Source organism: Kitasatospora putterlickiae, assembly GCF_039527695.1.
Classification (GTDB): domain Bacteria; phylum Actinomycetota; class Actinomycetes; order Streptomycetales; family Streptomycetaceae; genus Kitasatospora; species Kitasatospora putterlickiae.
In genome coordinates, this window is sequence record NZ_BAAAKJ010000046.1 from 14,531 (window position 1) to 16,956 (window position 2,426).

Genomic DNA, 2,426 nt, shown 5'->3' on the forward strand with positions numbered 1-2,426 from the left:
CGCCCGCCCCGACGGGCCCCGACGGCGGCCACGGCGGAGCCCCGCCCGGCACCCCCGAACAGCCCGCCCCCGCGCCCACCGTCGACCAGGGCGGGCGCCGCTGGTCCGACCGGTCCGGCTGGGGCGGCAACCCGCCAGGCCCGCGCGCCGCCGTGCGGATCACCGACCGGGTGCTGCTCGACACCGACGCCGAGGTCGGCTCGCTGCTGGTCGAGCCGGGCGGCGCGCTCACCTTCGCCGCCGACCGCACCCTCACCCTCGCCGCCGCCGGCAACGTCGAGGTGCGCGGCACCCTCGCCCTCGCCCCCGACGGCGACCACGTCCACACCCTGCGCTTCCCCGGCGTCGACGAGAAGCGCTTCCAGGGCGACGGCATGAAGGTGGTCGACACCGACGTCGGCCTCTGGGTGACCGGCGCCGGCTACCTGCGGCTGGACGGCGCCGCCAAGACCGCCTGGGTCCGCGCCGACCGCGACCTCAAGGCCGGCGACACCGTCGTCACCCTGGCCGCCCCGCCCGCCGGCTGGCTGCCCGGCGACGAACTCGCCGTCACCCCGACCGGCCCGCCCGACCAGGAGGGCTTCGCCGCCGCCTACGACCTCGTCACCATCCGGTCCGTCAGCGGAACCACCGTCACCCTGGCCGCCCCGCTGCGCCACGCCCACCCCAGGGTCGCCGCCGGAGGGGGCGTCACCGTCGGCGCGGAGGTGCTCAACCTGACCCGCGGCGTCCGGGTCGAGGGCACCGCCGAGGGCCGCACCCACGTCCACCTCACCAGCTCCCGCCGCGCCGACGTCCGGCACACCGCGCTGCGCTGGGTCGGCCCGCGCGCCGACACCAAGGAGACCTGGAAGGGCCCGGACGGCGCCGTCCCGGTCACCGCGCCGGTGCTCGGCCGCTACGGACTGCACTTCCACCGGCTCGGCGACGCCACCCGGGGCACCGTCGTCGAGGGCGTGGTGGTCCGCGACGCCGGCAGCCACGCCTACGTCCCGCACGCCAGCCACGGCATCACCTTCCGCGCCTGCATCAGCCACGAGACCTGGGAGGACGCCTACTGGTGGGACGGCCCGCTGGACACCCGCACCCCCCAGCAGCCGTCCGACGACATCGTCTACGAGTCCTGCGTGGCCTCCCGCACCCTGCTCGAACCCAACCCCAGGGCGTACCGGCTGACCGGTTTCAACCTCGGCGCGGGCACCGGCGGCAAGGCGCTGGACTGCGTGGCGGTCGGCGTGCAGGGGGCCACCGGCGCCTCCGGCTTCGAGTGGCCGGAGAACAGCGAGGGCGTCTGGACCTTCCAGCGCTGCCTGGCCCACAACAACCTGCGGAACGGCGTCTTCGTCTGGCTCAACGCCAGGCACCACCACGTGGTCACCGAGTTCGCGGCCTACCACAACGGCGGCTGGGGCATCGAGCACGGCGCCTACCTCAACGACTTCGACTACACCGCGAGCGTGCTGTACGGCAACGCGGGCGGGGGAGTGGCGCTGCACTCGCTCGGCCAGGACAAGGGCACCGTCTTCGACGGGCTGCTGATCGACGCGGCCGGGCGCAGCGACTTCGCGGTCTCCACCGCCCGGCACGAGCTCGCCGGGGAGTCCGTCACCTTCAGCCGCTGCCGGTTCACCGGCTACCGCCGGGCCGGGATCGCCTTCCGCGCCGCGGCCGACGGCAAACCGGACGACCTGCTGGTGCTGGACTGCGAGTTCGGCGGCAACGAGCTGTGGCTGGACCCGGAGGCCGGGCCGCCCAAGAACGTCCTGCTGCGCCGGGCCGGGTCCACCGAGGTGCTCCAGGTGCGCCGGGCGGGCGAGGAGGGCACCGCCCAGCCCCAGTGGAACGCCGTCGCGGCCGCCGTGCCCACCCTGGTCGGACAGTCGCGGCCGGTGTTGCTGCCGGAGCTGCGGCTGAAGGACGCCGCCGCGCCCACCACCCGGGTGGGCCGCTAGGGCACGGAGAAGGGCCCGGAACGGTGCGTCCGTTCCGGGCCCTTCGCGCGGGGGGTGCTACTGGGCGGCGTGCCGCCCGGTGGCGCGCGGGCCGTCCTCCGACGCGGCGTCCGCCTCGTCGGCCTCGGCGTCGACGGCCGGCAGCGCGGCCAGGTAGGTGGAGGCGACCAGCTGGCCGACCGCCTGGTAGGCGCCCAGCGGCGCGGCCGACGGGCAGCCGGACTCCTCGGCGGCCGCGGCGAGCAGCTCGGCGTCCGCCTCCGGGCCGATCACCAGCGGGGCGAGCGCCGGGTTCCGGGCGCCCATCTCCTTGAGGTGGGCGACGGCGTCGGCGACCGAGCCGGGCAGGTCCAGTGCGGCGGCGACGACCGGCACGGCGAGCCGGGCGGCCAGCAGCATGCCGGTGATGCCGGCGGCGTCGGCCGCGGCCTGCTGGGCGGATGCCTGCGTGCCGATGTTGTCGCTGATGGTCTG

1 protein-coding gene and 1 pseudogene are annotated in these 2,426 nt (G+C 76.3%); one reads left to right on the forward strand and one right to left on the reverse strand.

Annotated elements, in window-relative coordinates:
• Window positions 1–1,952 (forward strand): hypothetical protein (locus ABD308_RS05690; RefSeq protein ID WP_344327612.1); only part of this gene is annotated, 1,952 nt, incomplete at its 5' end.
• 57 nt (window positions 1,953–2,009) lie between these two features.
• Here the strand turns inward: ABD308_RS05690 and ABD308_RS05695 are convergent.
• A pseudogene (locus tag ABD308_RS05695) lies at window positions 2,010–2,426 on the reverse strand (hypothetical protein); the annotation flags it as partial.